The sequence below is a fragment of the Prevotella sp. HJM029 genome (assembly GCF_000599605.1).
In the GTDB taxonomy this organism is placed as follows: Bacteria; Bacteroidota; Bacteroidia; order Bacteroidales; family Bacteroidaceae; genus Prevotella.
Genome location: NZ_KK082677.1, coordinates 15463 through 36557, shown reverse-complemented (window position 1 = coordinate 36557; position 21095 = coordinate 15463). Strand labels below are relative to the sequence as shown.

The window sequence follows — 21095 nt, the reverse complement described above, 5'->3', positions numbered from 1 at the left end:
TTACAGATAAACGCCGATGCCCACTTTTAGTCCCATGGTGGAGTAGTCTTTGTGGTTCTTGAGGCTCTGATCGTAGTAGAGTGCAGGCTCGATGGTCACTGTTTCACTGAGGAAAAGCGCATAGCCCAGCTCCACGCCTGGCATGAAATCGTTGTAGTTCTTGGTGTGCACGAATTTGGCGTTCGCGCCCAAATAAAGGCCGTTTTGAATGATATAGTAACGGCCGCCGCCACCAATCATAAATCGGTTGGGCACCAATTTGCTGGCACTGGCTTGCACGTCGATGTCGGCCAAGAGCATGGCATTGTCGACTGGGAAATAGCCCAATTTGGCCTGCATGCCTACGTTCAGGTCGCTCGAACCGCTGTAGCTCAAGTTGAGTCCTGTGAGCGATGCGCCAGCATAAACTTTTCTTGCCTCGAATTGTGCGTGTGCACCTAATGTTGCGGCCATGGCCAGCAACAACGTCATCATTTTCTTTTTCATATTCTTTGCTTTATTTAAGTTGAAATTTCTGCTCGTTGTGAGGCTGTTTTCGCCCATCTCGGAGGCATAGGCCGTGCGCGGCGTGCGAAAAAGCATTGCAAATGTAGCAAAAAAAACACAGCTTGCAAAATATTGCTGCCTTTGCTTTGCGCAAATCCCTTCGCAGCCCACTTTTTATGCGTCCCAGACGTTGAATTTCAATGTCGATGAGATCGATGGTTACCCATGTTGACTCACATTCGTTTCACTTGAGGGTGTTTTGCATGAGAAAAAAAAATTCCCGTAGGTTTCGAGGGTCGTTCCAACGAGAAAAAAAATTTCCCGTAGGTTTTGAGGGTCGTTCCAACGAGAAAAAAAATTTCCCGTAGGTTTCGAGGGTCGTTCCAACGAGAAAAAAAATTTCCCGTAGGTTTTGGGGGGCGTTCCAACGAGAAAAAAAATTTCCCGTAGGTTTTGAGGGTCGTTCCAACGAGAAAAAAAATTCCCGTAGGTTTTGGGGGTCGTTCCAACGAGAAAAAAAAATTTCCCGTAGGTTTTGAGGGTCGTTCCAATGAGAAAAAAAATTTCCCATAGGTTTTGGGGGTCGTTCCAACGAGAAAAAAAATTCCCGTAGGTTTTGGGGGTCGTTCCAACGAGAAATAAAAATCCCGTTGTCCTGCGAAGCACTCGCAGACAAAAGCACATTTGTTGGCTTATAATTTGCAAAATCCACATATTTATTTTATTTTCGCAACGCATTTCGCGCGGGTGGCGTTAGAAGCGTAGTAGACGGTTCTTTCTCTACACCCAGGTGCTCAATGCCAAGCGCTTGGAGCACCCCCAGAATGCCGAAATGAAGATTTTTAAAACGAAATATTTGATGCACGAGCGGCGTATATGAGAAAAAAAATAAAGTGGACAGCCATAGTGGTCGCAACCCCCATCCTTGCTTTTTGCCTGCTGGCGGCCCTGTTCTATTTCCCGCCATTTCAAAACTGGGCGGTGCGGCAAGCGGCAGCTTATGCTTCAGAGAAGATGGGCATGCAGGTGACGGTGGGCTATGTGCGCTTGGCTTTTCCGCTCGATTTGCGTTTGGAGCATGTTCAAGCTTTGCAGCCCAACGATTCGCTTCCACAGGTGCGCGACACGGTGCTGATGGCGCGCAGTGTGGTGGCCGATGTAGCGCTGTGGCCACTGTTTGACAAGCAGGTGGATGTCAGTGAACTGGCGTTGCACGACGTGACGCTCAACACCATGCATTTCATTCGTCAAGCTCGCGTGCAGGGACATTTCGAGCGTTTGGTGGTTCGTGCTCGTGGCATCGATTTAGCACGGCAAAATCTCGTGGTAAATGCGGCGTTGCTGAAAGGGGCAAGGGTGGATGTGGCGCTCAATGACACGGCGAAGGAGGATACTACAAAGAGCCAGAATTTTTGGAAGATCAAGGTGCACAACCTGCGCATTTTGCAGTCCGACGTGCTGGTGCACATGCCAGGCGACAGTATGCGCGTGGGCGTGCAGTTGGATGAGGTGACGGCTCGTGGTGGCGATTTTGATTTAGATAAAGCGCGCTATGCGGTGCAACATTTTGATTGGCGCGGTGGGCAGATGTCCTATTTACGGCCTTATGCTCCCTCTGTCAAGGGCTTTGACTACCAGCATGTGCAGCTCACTTCGGTAGGTCTCGGCATCGATTCGTTGTTGTTTGCCGCTCCCCATCTATCGCTCAGTGTGCGTCATGCGGCCTTCCGAGAGCAGAGTGGGCTGCAGGTGACGCAGCTTCGTGGGCATGTGCAGCTCGATGGCGAGCAGCTTCGTTTGCCCGATTTGTGGCTTAAGTTAGGTGCTTCGCAACTGCAAGCGCAGCTCGCGTTTCCGTTCAACACCTTTGCGGCGCAACAGCCTGGACGCATGATGCTGAAGGGGGAGGGTGCCATCAGCAAGCGCGATTTGCAACCTTTTGCAGCCTACATCCCCAAGCATGTGTGGCGGGCTGTTCCGCCGCAGCCGCTGCGTTTTGCTGTCGATGCCGTGGGCAATTTGCGCCATGTTGCGTTGCGCAGGCTGTCGCTCCGCATGTCGCCCCATTTTGCCTTGCAGACTTCGGGGCAACTCTATCATGTCGATACGCCCGAGAAGTTGCGTGCCGATGTGCGTCTGAAACTCAACACCTATCAGCTCAATTCGTTGCTCGTGAAATTCAATCCCCAGCTTGCACGCCATGTTTCGTTGCCCAATGGCATGGCCTTGCAAGGCAATGTGTCGGTGCGTGCTTCGCGCTACGCCTCTCAGTTCACGCTTCGCAGCGGTTTGGGTAGCCTTCGTGGCAATGTGGCGTTTGATGTTCGGCGACAGGCCTATCGTGCCAATCTGATGGCGCTTCGTTTCCCTGTCCAAAACTTCGTTCGCCAAAAAGGCCTTCATGCTTTCACGGGCGATGTGGTGGTAGCAGGAGCAGGATTTGATATGCTTTCGCCGCGCACGCATTTGAAGGCTAAGGCACATGTCGTCGATTTCAGATACAACCGCTATCAGCTCAATCGTTTGGCTGCCGATGTGGTGATCGAAAAGGGTAGGGCACATGCCGTTCTCAACAGCCATAATGCGTTGGCCAAAGGCTCTGTTCAGCTCGATGCGTTAATGAATCCACGCGAATTTAAAGGTACTATTTCAGCCGATTTAACAGCCGTCAATCTCTATCATCTTGGCTTTTTCAAAACACCCTTCTCAATGTCTCTTTGTGCTCATGTTGACGTAATGTCTGACTTTAAGAAGCAGCATTTGGTGCAAGGTGTTGTAAACGACATTACCCTTATCGATAATCACAAGATTTATCGGCCAGGCGACATTAGTTTGGACATTCGTTCACTTCCGAGTTCTACGCATGCTGTGATAAATAGTGGTGACTTTCGTTTGGCTTTAGATGGCCAGAGCCATTACGAACAGCTGTTGGCGCAGACGCAAGGTATTGTGAACGAGTTGCAGCGCCAATTCAAGAAACGAATCATTAGTCAGGTAGCCTTGCGTGAGCGCCTACCCAATGCCACACTTGTGTTGCAGACAGGGCAAGATAATTTCTTTGTTCATTTGCTCAATAAGTATGGCTATCAGTTTGCGCGTGCCAATATTAATATGGTTTCGTCACGCGAAACGGGACTCAACGGCGATGTGCGTATCGATTCGCTCATTGTCGATAGCATACAACTTGATACAGCTAAAGTGCATTTTCGATCGGACCATGACGAGTTCACTTATCATGCAGAGGTTATTAATAATAAACATAATCCGCAGTATGTTTTCCGTGGTGTGGTCGATGGGCAGCTGAATGCACGCGGAACCTTCATCCGCCCTCGGGTTTATGATGCGCAAAACCGATTGGGAATAGATGTGTCGCTGAATGCCGAAATGGAGCCACATGGATTGCGTTTCAGTTTGCAGCATGGTGCGCCCATCTTGGGCTATAAAACTTTTTCGGTGAACGATAGCAATTATGTGTTCTTGGGGAATGATCGGCGTGTTTCGGCCAATTTGAAGTTGCAATCGAGGGATGGAATGGGTGTGCAAGTTTATACGAACGATGATAATCATGATGTGTTGCAAGACCTCACCATCTCGTTGCAGAATTTCAATCTCCATGGCCTATTGTCGGTGCTTCCTTATGCGCCCGATGTCTCGGGAATTATGAATGGCGACTACCATATCATCCAAACGAAGCACGAGCTTTCTGTATCTTCGGATATGACGATTGATAAACTCGTTTACCAACATTGTGCCATGGGCGATATTGGTGCAGAATTTGTGTATATGCCTTCTGACGATGGTACGCATTCAATTGACGGAACGCTTACGCAAAATGGTCGTGAAATAGCTACGTTGAGTGGAACTTATCATGCGCGTGGAGGTGGTGCTTTGGATGCACAATGCAATTTAGAGCGGCTTCCGCTGAGCATTGTAAATGGTTTTATTCCTAAGCAAATCGTAGGCTTTAGAGGCTTTGCTGAAGGACGGGTTAGCGTGAAAGGAACGCTGAATAAGCCAAAGGTGCAGGGCGAAGTTTATCTTGATTCAGCCTATTTGGTGAGTCAGCCTTATGGTGTTGAATTGCGCTTTGATAACGACCCTGTGACGATTACAAATAGTCGGCTATTATTAGAGAACTTCCAGATGTATGCTCATAACGACAGTCCATTGGTGATGGCTGGCTATATTGATTTTTCTAATCCGTCGAATATGAACATGAACGTGCGCATGCAGGCTTCTAATTTCTTGGTGATAGATGCCAAGGAGAGTGCGCAGTCGGAGGCCTATGGTAAAGCGTTTGTGAATATTATTGGTTCGTTGAGTGGCCCGTTGGATAATCTTTTGATGCGTGGTAAAGTAGATGTGTTGGGCGCATCAGATTTAACCTATGTGCTACGCGATTCACCCATCAGTACGGATGACAAGTTAGAGGGCTTGGTGAAATTCACTGATTTTACGGATAAAAAGGCTCAAGTGGTGAAGCGTCCAGAACTCAATGGATTTAATATGGATGTGGTATTAGGTATTGATGAAGCTGCTCATGTGCTCTGTGCACTTAACTCCGATAAGTCAAACTATCTTGATTTAACGGGTGGAGGTACCTTGCGCATGCAATATAATGCTGTAGACAATCTTCGGTTGCGTGGGCGTTATACGTTGAATAACGGCGAAATGAAATATTCTTTGCCTGTGATTCCGTTGAAGACTTTCACCATCCACGATGGCAGTTATGTGGAATTCAATGGCGATCCCATGAATCCGCGACTCAATATCACAGCTACTGAAGCCATGAAAGCCACGGTCTCGAGTAGTGGTGGTGTGGGGCGCAGTGTCGATTTCGACTGCGGTGTGAAATTGACGAAAACATTGAAAGATATGGGATTGGCCTTTATCATTGATGCATCCGAAGATTTGGAAGTGCAAAACCAACTGAATACGATGGGGACAGAGGCACGCGGGAAAGTGGCAGTGACAATGTTAACCACGGGGATGTATCTTGTAGATGGTAACACGCGAGGCTTCTCAATGAACTCAGCACTCAGTTCATTCTTGCAAAGTCAGATTAATGGTATTGCGGGTAATGCTTTGCGCACCTTGGATTTGAGTTTTGGTATGGACAACACGATGGATGCGACTGGTCGGCAGCACACTGACTATTCGTTTAAATTTGCCAAGCGCTTTTGGAACAATCGTTTGCGCATCATCGTCGGTGGAAAGGTTTCTTCGGGAAGCGATGTACCCAATCAGAATGAGAATATATTTAGTAATGTGTCGTTTGAATATCGTCTGAATGAGGCTTCTACGCAATATTTGCGTTTGTTCTATGATCGTGATAGTTATGATTGGCTTGAAGGTAATACGGGCATTTATGGTGCAGGTTTCATTTGGCGGCGCAAGTTATCACATTTCAGTGATTTGTTGCGTTTTAAAGAGCCCAAGGAGGAGAATCCTGTATTGCAAAATCAATCGAAAAAAGATGGAAAAGAAGAGAATGAGAAATAAGAAATCAAGTATTGCTTGGGCTTTGATAGGGCTACTCCTTGTGGGCTGTTCAACGACGAAATATGTCCCCGATGGAGATCAATTATATGCGGGATTGGATAAAATTGATTATATCGTTCAGCAGCGAGATGACCATTTCATGGCTACACGTGATGAGTTAGAGGCGGCTTTGGCTTGTGCACCAAATGGTGCTTTGTTGGGTAGTTCCTATTATCGTACTCCATTCCCTTACTCTCTTTGGATATGGAATGCCTTTTCAACTTCCACGACCCCATTAGGGAAATGGATTGCAAAGTCATTTGGTAAACGACCTGTGCTCATGAGTTGGGTGAATCCTGCGTTACGAGCATCGGTAGGACAGTTGGTTCTCCAATCTCATGGCTATTTTCGGGGCAGTGTACAATATGAAACCCTCACACAAAGTAATCCTAAGGAGGCAAAGATTGGCTATCAGATTAATTTTGGACCATTATTTACTTTGGATAGCATCGCTTATGAAAAGTTCCCGGCTATGATTGATAGTTTGCTGGTAGCAACGCATGCAGATCGAAAGATTAAACGTGGTGATGCTTTTGATGCTAGTGCACTTGAAGCTGAGCGAACGCGCATTAGTAATCTTTTGCGTAATAATGGTTACTATTATTATCAACCAGCCTATGCCTCTTATTTAGCCGACACGTTGCGCGTCCCAACGAAAGTGCAGCTGAAGTTTCAGTTGGCAGATTCTGTTCCAGTCCGAGCATTGCGTAAATGGTATATCGGTCGTGTCGATTTGAATTTGAGAAAACAGTTTATGGAGTCGCTCAGCAATACGGAGGAGGTGAAGAAGATGCAGGTGCATTTCAATGGTAAGCGTTCGCCCATTCGTCCGCGCATTATTCTCCACGATTTGCAATTGCGCCCCAATGAAGTTTTTAGCTATGACAAGTACATGGAATCCTCAGACAAGATTTCGAGTAATGGTTTATTTAGCTTTGTTGATTTCCAATTCACCCCACGTGACTCTACAGCTTGGTGTGACACGTTGGACTTAGCGGTGAATTGCCTATTTGATAAGAAATATGATGTGTATGTTGAGACCAACTATTCGGGTCGAACGAGTGGGCGCATGGGGCCTGGATTAATTTTAGGCTTTACTAAGCGCAATGCCTTTCGGGGTGGTGAAAAGTTGGATATTAATCTCAAGGGGTCTTATGAATGGCAGACGGGACATGCGCCGAGTGGAGCATCCGATCGCACCCACACCTACGAATATGGTGGCGATGCTTCGTTGGAGATTCCGCGTTTTGTTTTCCCTGGTATGTTGCATCATCGGCATTTCTATACCGTGCCTACCACCTTGCTCAAGGCCTCGTCCGTAGTGGTTCGTCGTGGAGGCTATTTCAAGCGCCACATTGTTTCGGGCGAGCTCACTTATACCTTTCAAACTTCAGCCACCTCTATGCACCAATGGACGCCACTAAGTATTGAATATGCCTACATGTCGTCACGCACGCCACAGTTCGTTTCCTTGTTGAGCTCCACTCCCTATTTGCAGGTGTCTATGCGCGATCAGTTTATTCCGAAATTCCGTTACAGCTACCTCTACACCAGTCCGAAACAGCTTTATAACCCCATTTGGTTTCAGGTGACGGCGAGTGAAGCTGGAAATGTGCTGTCGTTGGGGTATATGGCAGCAGGAAAGAAGTGGAGCACTAAAGATAAAGAAATGTTTAAGAATCCCTACGCACAGTTTCTAAAGCTCGAGGCTGAGTACCGAAAAACCTGGCGCGTAGCCGATAAATCTCAGGTGGTAGCACATGTTGGGACAGGAATTATTTGGTCGTATGGGAACTCGTCGGGTGCACCTCGGAGCGAGCAGTTCTATGTGGGCGGTGCCAATAGCGTTCGTGCGTTCACCACACGCAGTGTTGGACCAGGTTCCTATTTGCCCACCAGTGCCACCATTTCTTATTTGGATCAGACGGGCGACCTCAAGCTCTTGGCCAATTTAGAATATCGGCCGCGGTTGTTTGGCAAGCTTTATGGAGCCATGTTCCTTGATGCAGGAAATGTATGGATTTTGCACGAAGATGCCCATCGACCTGGAGGTAAGTTTAAATTCCAAAATGCATTGCGCGAGTTGGCTTTAGGTACGGGCATCGGTTTACGCTACGATCTTGACTTCTTCGTGTTGCGCATTGACTGGGGTGTAGGACTGCACGTGCCTTTCAAAAATGGTTTTTACAATATCAGCCATTTCCATGATGCTCAAAGCTTACATTTCGCCATTGGATTGCCTTTCTAATTGCTGTTGCCGCGAAGAAAATAAAGCAAACAGGCTGTTATTCTCGGCAAAAAGCCGTACATTTGCGTCAATATTAAAACTTTTCAATATCATCAAATGAAACCAACATTATTACTTTTAGCTGCAGGCATGGGCAGCCGTTACGGCGGGCTCAAGCAGCTCGATGGTTTAGGTCCTAACGGTGAAACCATCATGGATTATTCTATTTACGATGCCATTCAGGCAGGATTTGGCAAAATTGTGTTCGTCATTCGCAAAGACTTTGAAGACGAGTTTCGTCAAAAGGTGTTGTCGAAATATGAAGGGCATATTCCTGCCGAATTGGTTTTTCAAAGCATTGATGCGTTGCCCGAAGGTTTCCGTGTTCCCGAAGGTCGCGAGAAACCCTGGGGCACCAACCATGCCGTGCTCATGGCCAAGGATGTGATTAAAGAGCCTTTCTGCGTCATCAACTGCGACGATTTCTACAACCGCGACAGCTTCATGGTGATGGGCAAATTCCTCAGTTCACTGCCCGAGGGCAGCCGCAACCGCTATGCCATGGTGGGTTTCCGCGTGGGCAACACGTTGAGCGACAACGGCACTGTGGCACGTGGTGTGTGTGCAACCGACGCGCAGGGCAATCTCACAACGGTTGTGGAGCGCACCGAGGTTGAACGCCACGGCACAACCATCGAATATAAGGACGAGCAAGGCCAATGGGTGGGCATTGCCGACAACACGCCCGTTTCGATGAACGTGTGGGGCTTCACACCCGACTATTTCGACCATAGCGAAGCCGATTTCAAAGCATTCCTTGCCGATGCGAAGAACATGCAAAACCTCAAGTCGGAATATTTCATTCCTCTGATGGTCAACAAACTCATTGTCGATGGAACAGCCACTGTGAAGGTGCTCGACACCACCAGTAAATGGTTTGGCGTCACCTATGCGGCCGATCGTCCAAGTGTAGTCGAAAAAATCAAGAAGTTGGTTGATGAAGGCGTTTATCCAGAGCGTTTATTCTAACCCTTTGAGACCAAACAGCATTAAAAAAGCAGGTATCCGCTAAAAGGATGTCTGCTTTTTTGTGCTTTAGTGCTATTGTAACCGAACATTTAATGCGAGGCTGCCCACCACGCCGTTTGCGTTTTGAGCAAGGCTACATTATAGCCGTATTGGCCAGTGTTGGCCGATGGGTCGCTGATGGTGATACCGCTAAACTCGTTGACTCGAGTAGTTGTGCCACTGGCATTGTAGATGTAAGCGGTGTTACCTTTATAGGACACCAACTGCGCCATGAGTGTTTGGTATTGGCTGTAGAGTGCCAGATTGCTGCCAAAGAGTGCGCGGGCATAGCTTCCAAAATCAAAATAAACGGTAGGCACAAAGTGGTCACCATCTAAATCTTGCAACTGATGGTTGTTAGCGGTATTCCACGTGTAGGTGGCATTCACTTGCTTCATCAGTTGCGCCATGGACTGAATGTATTGCGTGTTGATGACGCCGATGGTGGCGTAGGGGTAGCTTTGCCTTTGATAATGAGCAATGTAGTTGTTGACGAGCTGACCGAAATTTGGTTGTGGTGAGGAGAGGTATTGAAATACTTCGGCATAGGGCATACCATCGGCCATCACTTCGCTGGTTGAGGCGATAAGCATGTTGGTGGCGTTACGCAAATCGTAAGCTACTTCAGCGCACGAGAGATAGCAATCGTCGAAGAGCAGATATTCTAACTTGATACCTGTTTGCTCAATGCCTTGGGCGAAGTCTGCGATGCTAATAGCGTAGCCTGGTCCGCCAAACCAACGTGTTTTAGCTCGTGTCACATTGTTCTTTGGAGGCAGCCATCCCTCGCCATGGCATCCCACGAGCATGGCATATTTGGGAGTTTCAGAGATGCTTTTCACATCGTTGATGACACGCGTAACCCATTGTGCATCCATGAGTCGTGGGTGATCGTAGCGCTTGATGGTGTCGTGCACACATTCGGTGCCTTCCATGCGAATGCGGTAAAGGTAGACACGGTTGGGCGAATTGTCGGCAATCACCACATAGAGGTTGTTGGTGCCCAATCCACCCGCCTGCTTGATGCTCTGCTCCACGTCACGAATGTTTTGCTCGAAAAACGAGTAGAGGTTGTTGTAGCCACTGCCCGAATAAGGCAAATACATGATGATGGTGCGCTCTTGCGGCGTAGCTGTGCGCGTTCTTGCGAGATCGTCGGGAATGTCGTCGTGACAGGCCGAAAGCCAGCTCGTTGCCATGAGCACGAGTAGGGCGGTGAGCCATTTCGTGGGATGAAGTTGTAGGGATGTCATGTCGTTGTTTTAATTTGTCGTTATCCTTTGAGCTGCAAGACCATGGAGTCATGCGGCGAATGTGTTGAGGGGTACCACAGTGGGCACCCCCTGTTGTTATTTCTTCTTGAGCTCGGCAATGGTTTGCTTCAGTGCCGCAATCTTCTCCACCGAGTCGCTCTCCTTCTTGCGTTCGCGTGCCACAACAGCCTCGGGCGCATGTGCCACGAAGTTGTCGTTGGATAATTTCTTGCGAATGCCCATCAGGAAGCCCTCCAAGTGTTGCAATTCCTTCTCGGCCTTGTCGATTTCAGCCGCCACATCGATGAGATTGCCCAACGGAACGGCATATTCATCGGTGCCCACCATGAAGCTGCTGGCGTCGGCAGGTTTCTCCTTGGCCACATCGATGGCTTCGAGGTTGGCCATCTTACTGATGATGCTGTTATAGGCTTGCATTTTATTGTCGCCAATGGCAATCAGCGTGAGCGGCTCTTTGGGCGCGATGTTCTTTTGGTTGCGCACGGTGCGCACACCGCTCACCATGAGTTTCACTTGCTCAATATCGGCCATGAGTTGCTCGTCGTGCGCGGTCGGAGCATCCATCTGCAACGTTGCCCGCATGATGCTTTCGCCCTCCTTGCGGTCGGTGATGTGTTGCCACAACTCCTCGGTGATGAAAGGCATAAAGGGATGCAACATCTTGAGCAAGTCGTCGAAGAAAGCGATGGTGGCATCGTAGGTGGTTTGGTCGATGGGTTGCGCCTCACCATTGACATAAGCGGGCTTCACCATTTCCAAATACCAGCTCGAGAACTCGTCCCAAAAGAGTTTGTAGACGGTCATCAACGCTTCCGAAATACGATATTGCTTGAATTGTGCTTGCAGCTCGGCATGACTTTGCTTGAGCTTTGCTGCAAACCATTCCACCGCCTGCTCGTTGGCTTTGGGTTGTTCCACGGGCGCCGTCTTCCAGCCTTTCACCAAGCGGAAGGCATTCCATATCTTATTGTTGAAATTGCGCCCTTGCTCACACAGCGATTCGTCGAAGAGAATGTCGTTGCCTGCGGGCGCGCTGAGCATCATACCCATGCGCACACCATCGGCGCCATACTTTTCAATCAGAGCAATGGGATCGGGTGAATTGCCAAGACTCTTGCTCATCTTGCGACCCAATTTGTCACGCACAATGCCCGTGAAATAAACGTGTTTGAACGGATAGGTCCGGCGATATTCATAACCGGCCATGATCATGCGTGCCACCCAGAAGAAGATAATGTCGGGACCGGTTACGAGGTCGGACGTGGGGTAATAATAACGCACTTCTTCGTTGTCGGGATGGTTGATGCCATCGAACACCGAGATGGGCCACAACCACGACGAGAACCACGTGTCTAAGCAGTCGCTCTCCTGTTCTAAGTCGGCTGCCGTGAGCTTGCCGTTCTGCGCTTGCGCTTTAGCCAAAGCCTCTTCAGCGGTTGGAGCAACGACGAAAGAACGCTTGCCATCGGTCGCGGTGAAGTAATAGGCCGGAATGCGATGCCCCCACCAAAGCTGACGCGAGATGCACCAATCCTTGATGTTTTCGAGCCAATGGCGGTAGGTGTTTTTATATTTCTTGGGGTAGAATTCGATGTCGTCGCTCATGACCGGTTCCAAAGCCAAGTCGGCAAAGTGCTGCATGCGAAGGAACCACTGCGTGGAGAGTTTCGGTTCGATGGGCACGTTGGTGCGCTCAGAGAAGCCCACCTTGTTGTTATAATCTTCCACCTTCTCCATCAGTCCTGCAGCCTCGAGGTCTTTGGCTATGCGGCGGCGCACATCCATGCGATCCATGCCCACATAGAGGCCGGCCGCCTCGCTGATGGTGCCGTTGTCGTTGAAAATGTCGATGGTTGCCAAGCCATGCTTCAAGCCCAAGGCATGGTCGTTGATGTCGTGGGCAGGTGTCACCTTCAAGCAGCCGGTTCCAAATTCCACATCCACGTAATCGTCTTCGATGACGGGAATTTCGCGGTTCACCAAGGGCACAATGACGTGCTTGCCTTTCAGCCACGTGTTTTTCGCATCGTTGGGGTTGATGCACATGGCCGAGTCGCCCATGATGGTCTCGGGGCGCGTGGTGGCCACGACGGCATAATAGCCCTGCGCATCTTGATGGATGACGTTGCCCTCGTCCACGCGCTGGCAATCGCTTTCCACCACACGATATTTCAAATAATAGAGTTTCGAATGCTCTTCCTTGTAGATAACCTCCTCGTCGGAGAGCGCCGTCTGTGCCTGTGGATCCCAGTTCACCATGCGCACGCCGCGGTAGATGAGCCCCTTGTTGTAGAGGTCGCAGAACACTTTTATCACTCCTTCGCTGCGTGCCTCATCCATGGTGAAGGCAGTGCGATCCCAATCGCACGAGCAGCCCAACTTGCGCAGTTGCTTCAAAATGATACCGCCATGCTCGTGTGTCCAGTCCCACGCATGTTTCAAGAAATCTTCGCGGGTGAGATTGGTCTTCTGAATGCCTTGTTCGGCTAAGCGCGCCACCACCTTGGCCTCGGTAGCAATACTGGCATGGTCGGTTCCCGGCACCCAGCAGGCATTTTTGCCTTCCATGCGGGCGCGGCGCACCAAAATATCCTGGATGGTGTTGTTGAGCATGTGGCCCATGTGCAGCACACCCGTCACATTGGGTGGCGGAATCACCACCGTGTAGGGTTCGCGTCCATCGGGTTTGCTACTGAAGAGTTTGTTGTTGAGCCAATATTCATACCATTTCGCCTCAACTGCTTGGGGATCATATTTACTTGCAAGTTCCATGCTTGAATGATTTATCTTTTACGTGTTATTGAAACAATCGGCTGCAAAATTACGAAAAATAGCTGTAAACCTTTCATAAACGGCATTACTTTTCGTGTTTCATGGGCAAAGGTTGACGGAAGAACCTCCGCCGATGGACTAAAACGTGAAAAGGTTGGCGGAAGAGGCTCCGCCGACGGACTAAAACAAGAAATGATTGCCGGAAGAGGCTCCGCCGATGGACAAAAACGAGAAAAGGTTGCCAGCGAACAGTTTGCCGACGGACTAAATCGAAAAAGGTTGCCAGCGAACAGTTTGCCGATGGACAAAAATGAGAAAAGTATGCCGGCGAATAGTTCGCCGACGGACAAAAACAAGAGAAGTACGCTGGCGAACAGTTTGCCGACGGACTAAAACGAGAAAAGGTTGCCGGCGAATAGTTCGCCGACGGACTAAATCGAGAAAAGGTTGCTGGCGAATAGTTCGCCGACGGACTAAAACGAAAAAAGGTTGCCGGCGAACAGTTCGCCGATGGACTAAATCGAAAAAGGTTGCGCGGCAGAAGGGTTTGATGGAGGTTGGTAGGGGCGGCGCCTGTGTGCCCGCCCGTGTCGCCCTGCAAGGGCGCATCCATCGTTAGCAGGTGTGCATCATGCGTAATATACAAACATTTCAACGCATGGAAACACCTCATTTGTGGGTGGGGACGTACTCTTTGCGGATGAAAACGCCGCTGCGCGGACGTTCGGGCGGGCACACAGGCGCCGCCCCTACCATTTCTCGCGTGGCTCCGTGTCCTAAGGCTGCTGACGAATGGTTCGCCGACGGGTTGGCTTATTGTCGCTGGGGCGGAATGTCGATGGTTTCGATGCCACCGAAGGGGGTGATGTGGGCAAAGGCTTCTGCCGGGGAAATGGCACGGGCGTAGATGGCGGCGCAGGCCAAGACTCCTCCATGGGCGAAGATGGCGATGTGTTTGTAGGGGCGGCGCGCCACCTCTTCGAGAAAGTTGGTCACGCGAGCATACAACTGCGGAAAACTCTCACCCTTCGGGGTGGGCAAAGTGAGGTAGTTTTCATACCATTCGAGGATGTAAGGGTCGCGGGCAGGCAGGTCGTCATAGCGTTGCAGTTCCCATTCGCCCATATTCATCTCTTTCAGGCGCTCGTCGAGCGTGGCATCAGGAAAACCACAAAAGGCCGCCAGCTGGCGTGCGCGCTGCAGTGGCGAGGAGAAGACGGCATCGAAAGGCTCGTGGGCTTTCAGGTTCCGGAGCGTTTGTTTGGCTTCGGCTTCAAAACTATCCGCAACGGGCACATCGCTCCATCCATAGCAGGTGCCTTGGGGAAGGGCCACGCGCGTGTGGCGCACGAGGGTTATTTTCATGTTGCAAAAGGGTTGTTCTGGTAGTAGAAAACGACGAAGCTGAGCACGAAACTCAGTTCGACGATGAGGAACAGGGCGCCGCAGCAGTCGCCGGTGTAGCCGTTGATTTTGCGGCGCATGAGTTGGTAGAGCATGTAGAAAACGATGCCGGGGAGAACGAGGCATTCGTAGGGCAGCCCGACATACCAGCATAGCGGAATGAGCGGCAGCAGACCTTGGATGGCCAGTAGCAGTTTGCCTTTGGTGGACATTGCGCGGTAGATTACTTTGTTTTTGGCTTGCTCGGCTGTTCGCGCATAGGGCAGCATTTGGGTGATTTGTGCGGCCATCATCTTAGCGAAGGGGTCGGCGGCGAGCACCACTAACGCGGCGATGGTGATGGGCAGTTGCGACAATGTGGTGAAGAGCAGGGCAACGTAAAGGATGAGCCCCAGCACGCCATAGGTGCCGATGTGGCTGTCTTTCATCACGCGGAGTGTTTGTTGCGCGTCGTTCCGCCCCGCTCCGAAACCATCGAGAAAGTCGGCCAAGCCGTCTTCGTGCAGCGCACCCGTGAGCAACAGCCGCATGACGAAGGCCAAGATGATGGCTGTGGTGGTGGGCATGATTTGCGCGCAACCATACATGGTGGCTGCGGTGAGCGTCGCGGTGAGCCACCCCGTGAGCGGCCACAGTTCAACGACGTGCGCATAGGCTTCTTTCTGCGGCTGATAGATGCGCCAAAAGGGCAGGCGTGTGAAGAAGATGAGCGCCGCAAAGAGCTTGTCTTTCCATGTCGTGGTGGGATGTATCGGGAGTTGCATGGGTTAAAAATATTTGGTGATGTGAGCGTTGTCGAAGTTGTTCATCTCGTTGAGCATGCGCACGGCCGACTCCACGATGGGGTAGCAGCAGAGCGCTCCTGTTCCTTCGCCTAAGCGCAGGCCGAGCGACAATAAGGGGCGGGCGCGCAAATGCTGGAGCAGCAAACGATGGCCTTTCTCTTCGCTGCAATGGGTGAAAATGGCATAGTGGCGCACGTTTTTATGGATGTGTGTGGCGGCCAACAGGCAGGCTGTCATGATGAAGCCATCGATGAGAATCACCATTTTCTGTTCTGCTGCGCGCAACATCGCGCCTACGGCGGCAACCATTTCAAAGCCCCCGAAATAAGCGAGTGCGGCTGTCGCGGGAAGATGTTGTGTGTGGAAATGGTGCAGCGCTTCCATCAGAATCTTGTTTTTATGGGCTATTCCTGCCTCGTTAAGTCCCGAGCCAGCTCCGATGCAATCGCATAAAGGTGTTTTTGTAAAGATGCTCATCCATAAACTTGCTGCACTGGTGTTGGCAATGCCCATTTCTCCGATGGAGAGAATGTTGCATCCCTTTTGTGCGCAAATGTCAACCATGTCGGCTCCGGTTTGTAATGCTTGTTCGTATTGCTCGGCTGTCATTGCCGGCCCATGGAGAAAGTTCTTCGTTCCACATGCTATTTTTCGCGAGAGAATCATTGGGTAGCTTGATAGGTCGTGTGCTACGCCTACATCGATGAGGAATAACTCTACGTGGTGTTGTCGACAAAACATGTTCACACCGCCGCCGCCATGTGTGAAGTTTATCATTTGTTGCCAAGTGACTTCTTGTGGAGACGCCGATACGTTTTCGATTGCAATGCCGTGATCGGCGCCGAAAAGCAGGTGGCATGGATGCGCTAAAGTCGGGGATAGCGCACCTTGAATCAATCCAATCTGCAAAGCCAAGTCCTCTAAACGCCCCATTGCTCCTTTGGGTTTGTTGAGAGAGTCAATCTTTTGTTGCAATGCTTCTCGTAGCTCCCCATTCGGAGCTGTTATATGAAAGGTGTGCATCATTTATTTTATTTTTACGGGGATTCCTGCGACCATCAGTATCACTTCGTCAGCGCGTTGCGCTACATATTGGTTCATCCAGCCTTCCAAATCGGTGAATTTCCGTTGCAGAAGATGGTCGCTTACGCCGCCGCTTCCGATTTCGTTTGTTACAAAGATAAATGTCGCCTCTTGTCGGGTGAAACGATCAAATTCATCTTTTAAATTGTGCAAAACCTCTTGAACATCTATTTCTTCTGCAGTGTTTTTCCCATCACCATAGAAAAAATTCGTGTACCATAGCGTAAGACAATCGATGACGCACACCTTATTATATATGCAATGTTTAGATAGCTGGCGTTCCTCCTCAATGTTCTCCCATTGCCTACCGCGCCGCCTTTGATGCTGGATAACGCGCAATCTAAACTCTTCATCCCAAATGTGTGCTGTAGCGATGTAAATAGGATGTGCATCAAGTGACAAGGCTAATTGCTCAGCATAGGCACTTTTCCCAGAGCGTTGACCTCCTGTAATGAGAATGATTCTTTTCATGGTGCTAAATTACAAAAAAGTTGTAGAATAGGAACTAAGGAGGGGAATAAAGCATTCTTCTTTTATAAAGAAACGGGTAGAGAAGAGTTGACTTTCGCCTTTTTTTCTGCCTTTTAGCATAAATTATCGAATAAAAGTTTGGTGTTTCCGATAATTTTTAATTACTTTGCACCCATAATTTTAGGAAAAGATTAAAAACAATAATTATTAATTAAGTTTTAGAGAGACATGAAAAAGTTAGGTTTATTGTTTGCTGCTGCTGTAATGGCAGTTTCAGCTTCTGCACAAACTGTACAGGAGAGCAAAACATTTGATAACATCTATGTTGGTATCAACGGCGGTGTTGCAACAAAAACAAAAGGACACGCTTGGATGAAGGGCTTAGATCCAAACGCAGGACTTCGCATTGGTCGCTGGTTCACTCCAGTATTTGGTTTGGCTGTTGAGGGTAATGCTTATTTCTCAAATAAGCCTTGGGTATCAACAGGTACAATCGTTCGCTTCGTTAACACCAGCCTTTTAGGTACTGTTAACTTGAGCAACTGGTTTGGTGGTTACAAAGGCCAGCCTCGTCCATTTGAGGTTATTGCTGTTGCTGGTCTTGGTTGGGGTCACCTCTTTGGTAATGATGCTAACTACAAAGCAACAACATACCACAACAATTTGACAAATAAGTTGGCTTTGGATTTAGCATTTAACTTTGGTGCAGATAAGGCTTGGCAGTTCTATGTAGAACCAGCAATTATTTATGGTTTGAATGATAGAACAGATGTTGTTAGCCGCAATCTTGCTAACGATGGTCTTCAATACAATGCTAACCACAGCTTTGTTCAATTGAACGCTGGTTTGGTTTACAAGTTCAAGACTTCTAATGGTACACATAACTTCAAGATTGTTACTCCTCGTGATCAAAACGAGATCGACGCACTTAACTCACAAATCAGTGATTTGCGTGATCAGTTGGCAAAGAAACCAAAAGAGGTTGTTCGCGAAGTTGTTAAGGAAGTTCCTGCAGCAGGAAATGGCGATATCAATCCTTTGTTCGTAACATTTGCTCAAGGCAAGTCTAACCTTACAAGCGACGCTAAGAAGGTTCTTGATGGTATTGCTCAAGGTACAAAGGTACAAATCATTGGTACAGCTTCTCCTGAAGGTTCAAGCTCACTCAACAAGAAACTTTCTCAAGATCGTGCAAATGTTGTTGCTAATTATCTTAAGAATAAGGGTGTAACTGTTGAAAAGGCTGATGGTAAGGGTGTACAAGGTGCTACTTCTAACCGCCTCGCAGTTGTATTTGTAAAGTAATCTTGAAATAGAATTTAAATTAAATATGGAGCCCAATGGTCTAAAGATCATTGGGCTTTTATATATATAAGTGTAGCTGTTGACGCCGAATAATTTTGGTGTCATATACTGTCTACAAGATAAATTTATCTGTGATGGAAGATGAGATTTTAAGAGCGGTTGGGCGATATGCTTTTCAAGCGGAACCTTTTCATTGTGATAATTCTTATCATTTGTTTTTGCCTCATTTATGCAATCAGTTGTTGAATGCAGCTGATCTCCATTCTAATGAGCGTGGTTATGGTGTTCGGGTATTGAATGATTTACATAAGACCTGGGTACTATCGCGTTTCAATTTGGAAATCTCTCATTTGCCAGATGTTTATGAGGGGTTTGCGATAGAAACATGGGTGGATAATGTAATGCGTTATTTTACGAGTCGTAATTTTAGGGTCATTGATATTAATGGAAATGTTTGTGCTAATGCGCATAGTATTTGGGCTTTAATCGATACAGACACAAGACAACCTGTTGATATACTCAAGATAAATAACGGACGGATAATGAATTATGTTGACAGGGACAAGCATGTTCCTATTGCACCTGGTGGAAGATTGAAAATTACAACGAAAGGTGAAAGGTTGAAATCTGTGGTGATGAATTATAGTGATATAGATATGAATGGTCATGTTAATAGCATGAAATATATGGAACACATGCTTAATTTGTGGCCAATAAGTTGGCATAATAAACATCGGGTAAAAAGATTTGAGATCGCATATGTGGCAGAAAGTTTTGAAGGAGATGAGTTAAATCTTTATGTGGGGCATGAGGATGAACTCATTGCCAATATAAAGATTACCAAATTAAAATCTAATTGTGAGCAGGAGGTTGTTCGGGGGAGGATTTTCTTTGAGTAATGATAGCTCCCTATATTGCACTATGCATAGGTAAGGGTGAAGAAATATATTATATTTTTGCCGCAAAAATGAGGTGTATTGTGGCATAATAAGGTATAGATGGTAATCTAATTTAATATATAAATGGGCTATTCCTTTTTAATTTTCTTTGCATTCCTATCTTATAATCTTATAGTACATAATAGTATAATATTCTTCTTGGAAAAAAAACTTGAAAAGTTTTGGAGAAGTGCAAAAATAATTCTACCTTTGCAAAGCATTTAAAAATGATGCTTGGCAATCAGAATGGAGCCTAATCTTGGAAGGATGGGTGAGTGGCTGAAACCAGCAGTTTGCTAAACTGCCGTGCGAGTTCTCGTACCGGGGGTTCGAATCCCCCTCCTTCCGCATTCTGAAGAGTTGTGCTTTTGCAAAAGATATGGTCGGTTCATCTAACGGTTAGGATACAAGATTCTCAATCTTGGCATACGAGTTCGATTCTCGTACCGACTACAATAGAAGACCCTACAAATCAGTGATTTGTGGGGCTTTTTTGCTTTTAAAAAGATAGTGTATGGAATCGATAAGAGAACTCTTTCGTATTGGAAAAGGACCATCGAGCAGTCACACCATGGGGCCACAGCGAGCTGCACAGATGTTCGCAGCGCGTACTACTGATGTAGCATCTTTTCAGGTAACCTTGTATGGGTCGCTTGCCGCAACAGGGAAAGGACATATGACCGACGTTGCAATAGAAGATGTTTTATCTCCCATTGCTCCTGTAGAGATTGCCTGGCAGCCTCAAACCTTTTTGCCTTTTCATCCTAATGGCATGAGATTCGTTGCGCTTGATGAAAAAGGCGTAGAGAAAGATGATTGGACAGTTTATAGTGTTGGTGGTGGAGCATTGTCTGAAGGAAAAGGGATGGGCGATTGTTTTGAAGGTAATGATATTTATGCTTTGAATTCACTCCGCGAGATTATGCAATGGTGTAAAGTGAATGGTAGTTGCTATTGGGAGTATGTTGGACAATGCGAAGGAACTGAGATTTGGGACTTTTTATCTGAGGTGTGGAATGTCATGCGCAATGCTGTCGAGGCAGGTTTAAATCATGAGGGTGTGCTGCCAGGTCCTTTACATTTACCTCGCAAGGCTGCCACCTATTATGTCAAAGCTACAGGTTATAAGCCTTCATTACAGAGTCGTGGCCTTGTTTATGCTTATGCTTTGGCTGCAAGTGAGGAAAACGCTTCAGGAGGGACTATCGTAACGGCTCCTACATGTGGTGCTTGTGGTGTGCTACCTGCAGTTTTATATCATTTGCATACTGCTCATCATTTTTCCGATGACCGTATTATCAAAGCATTAGCGACAGCAGGACTTTTTGGTAATGTGGTTAAGCAGAATGCCTCTATCAGCGGTGCTGAAGTGGGCTGTCAAGGCGAAGTGGGCGTAGCATGTGCCATGGCATCAGCTGCAGCTTGTCAGTTGTTTGGTGGTAGCCCTTCGCAAATAGAGTATGCTGCTGAGATGGGACTTGAACACCATTTAGGAATGACCTGTGACCCTGTTTGCGGTTTGGTACAGATTCCTTGTATTGAACGCAATGCTTTTGCTGCAACTCGTGCGCTTGATGCGCAACTTTATGCTTCTTTTAGTGATGGTAACCATCGTGTGAGTTTTGATCGCGTCGTAAATGTAATGAAGCAAACAGGACATGATCTTCCTTCTTTATATAAGGAAACCAGCACTGGTGGGTTGGCAAAAGATTACGAACAAGATTATTAAACTTAAAAGATT

Annotated in this window: 14 protein-coding genes and 2 tRNA genes; 9 read left to right on the top strand and 7 right to left on the bottom strand. The window is 48.0% G+C overall.

Going from position 1 to position 21095, the window contains the following annotated elements:
• Window positions 1-486, bottom strand: a complete 486-nt coding sequence (locus tag X919_RS0113140) for a membrane protein (protein WP_028900503.1) — start codon at window positions 484-486, stop codon at window positions 1-3.
• Between the two features lie 876 nt (window positions 487-1362).
• On the opposite strand from X919_RS0113140, the gene X919_RS0113130 reads away from it, so the two are divergent.
• From X919_RS0113130 to X919_RS0113120, 3 genes are all read left to right on the top strand, one after another.
• On the top strand, window positions 1363-5988 hold the full coding sequence (locus X919_RS0113130) for a translocation/assembly module TamB domain-containing protein (protein ID WP_028900501.1): 4626 nt from the start codon (window positions 1363-1365) through the stop codon (window positions 5986-5988).
• Window positions 5963-8275, top strand: a complete 2313-nt coding sequence (locus tag X919_RS0113125) for a translocation and assembly module lipoprotein TamL (RefSeq protein ID WP_036918076.1) — start codon at window positions 5963-5965, stop codon at window positions 8273-8275. Before X919_RS0113130 ends, X919_RS0113125 begins: the two co-directional genes overlap by 26 nt.
• A 96-nt stretch (window positions 8276-8371) precedes the next feature.
• The gene (locus tag X919_RS0113120; protein WP_028900499.1) at window positions 8372-9283 is read left to right on the top strand and encodes a glycosyltransferase family protein; all 912 of its coding nucleotides are present in this window, start codon (window positions 8372-8374) and stop codon (window positions 9281-9283) included.
• Between the two features lie 89 nt (window positions 9284-9372).
• Here the strand turns inward: X919_RS0113120 and X919_RS0113115 are convergent, their stop codons facing one another.
• Both X919_RS0113115 and X919_RS0113110 read right to left on the bottom strand, forming a co-directional pair.
• Complete coding sequence (locus tag X919_RS0113115; RefSeq protein WP_028900498.1) at window positions 9373-10575, bottom strand: clostripain-related cysteine peptidase; 1203 nt, start codon at window positions 10573-10575, stop codon at window positions 9373-9375.
• A gap of 96 nt (window positions 10576-10671) precedes the next feature.
• Window positions 10672-13368, bottom strand: a complete 2697-nt coding sequence (locus X919_RS0113110; protein ID WP_028900497.1) for a valine--tRNA ligase — start codon at window positions 13366-13368, stop codon at window positions 10672-10674.
• A 6-nt stretch (window positions 13369-13374) separates the two neighbouring features.
• Between X919_RS0113110 and X919_RS17335 the strand changes: the two genes are divergently transcribed.
• Window positions 13375-13761, top strand: coding sequence for a hypothetical protein (locus X919_RS17335; protein WP_028900496.1), 387 nt, complete (start codon window positions 13375-13377; stop codon window positions 13759-13761).
• A 420-nt stretch (window positions 13762-14181) separates the two neighbouring features.
• Here the strand turns inward: X919_RS17335 and cobC are convergent, their stop codons facing one another.
• From cobC to X919_RS0113085, 4 genes are read right to left on the bottom strand one after another with little or no spacing between them, the layout of a single operon-like run.
• Window positions 14182-14733 (bottom strand): alpha-ribazole phosphatase, encoded by a 552-nt coding sequence (gene cobC, locus X919_RS0113100; RefSeq protein ID WP_028900495.1) that lies wholly within the window; start codon window positions 14731-14733, stop codon window positions 14182-14184.
• Window positions 14730-15536 carry an adenosylcobinamide-GDP ribazoletransferase gene (locus X919_RS0113095; RefSeq protein WP_028900494.1) on the bottom strand — a complete coding sequence of 269 codons (807 nt, stop codon included), beginning with the start codon at window positions 15534-15536 and terminating at the stop codon, window positions 14730-14732. Before X919_RS0113095 ends, cobC begins: the two co-directional genes overlap by 4 nt.
• Before the next feature lie 3 nt (window positions 15537-15539).
• A complete protein-coding gene (cobT, locus tag X919_RS0113090) occupies window positions 15540-16580 on the bottom strand; it encodes a nicotinate-nucleotide--dimethylbenzimidazole phosphoribosyltransferase (RefSeq protein WP_028900493.1) in 1041 nt (346 codons plus the stop codon).
• A 3-nt stretch (window positions 16581-16583) separates the two neighbouring features.
• Complete coding sequence (locus X919_RS0113085) at window positions 16584-17111, bottom strand: bifunctional adenosylcobinamide kinase/adenosylcobinamide-phosphate guanylyltransferase (protein WP_028900492.1); 528 nt, start codon at window positions 17109-17111, stop codon at window positions 16584-16586.
• A gap of 228 nt (window positions 17112-17339) precedes the next feature.
• Here X919_RS0113085 and X919_RS0113080 point away from each other — a divergent pair, with 228 nt between their 5' ends.
• From X919_RS0113080 to X919_RS0113060, 5 genes are all read left to right on the top strand, one after another.
• Window positions 17340-18416 carry an OmpA family protein gene (locus X919_RS0113080; protein ID WP_028900491.1) on the top strand — a complete coding sequence of 359 codons (1077 nt, stop codon included), beginning with the start codon at window positions 17340-17342 and terminating at the stop codon, window positions 18414-18416.
• Between the two features lie 134 nt (window positions 18417-18550).
• On the top strand, window positions 18551-19315 hold the full coding sequence (locus X919_RS0113075; RefSeq protein ID WP_028900490.1) for an acyl-[acyl-carrier-protein] thioesterase: 765 nt from the start codon (window positions 18551-18553) through the stop codon (window positions 19313-19315).
• A 300-nt stretch (window positions 19316-19615) separates the two neighbouring features.
• Window positions 19616-19702: transfer RNA gene (locus X919_RS0113070), tRNA-Ser, on the top strand.
• Between the two features lie 33 nt (window positions 19703-19735).
• Window positions 19736-19807, top strand: a tRNA-Glu gene (locus tag X919_RS0113065).
• A 61-nt stretch (window positions 19808-19868) separates the two neighbouring features.
• Window positions 19869-21083, top strand: coding sequence for an L-serine ammonia-lyase (locus X919_RS0113060; RefSeq protein WP_028900489.1), 1215 nt, complete (start codon window positions 19869-19871; stop codon window positions 21081-21083).
• The last annotated feature ends 12 nt before the right edge of the window (window positions 21084-21095 follow it).